General features: G+C 63.9%; 1 pseudogene. It reads right to left on the reverse strand.

Features of this window, described 5'->3' with window-relative positions:
• A pseudogene (locus tag AC5IJH_RS18370) lies at positions 1–255 on the reverse strand (OmpA family protein); the annotation flags it as partial.

Raw genomic sequence — 255 nt, forward strand, 5'->3', positions numbered from 1 at the left:
ATGATGTCGGCCGGGTTCCGCTCCGCGGTGCTCTTGGTGTAGAGACCGCGCGGCAGCAGCGAGGCATGCGCATTGATCGGCGAGATGACGCCCTCGGTCTTGTCGTGCAGCACCTTGTTCTGCATGACGACGACATCGGACGGCATGGTGACGGCGAAGTAGGGCTCCGCGGTGACGATCAGGCCGAAGGCCTGCATGGATGTCGTCACGCGAATGTCGGCCTTTTTGCCGTCGGGGAGCACTTCACCGAGCGCG

Origin of the sequence: Candidatus Dedyshia acidiphila, from assembly GCF_051025295.1 — a bacterium.
Lineage (GTDB): Bacteria > Acidobacteriota > Terriglobia > Terriglobales > Acidobacteriaceae > KBS-83.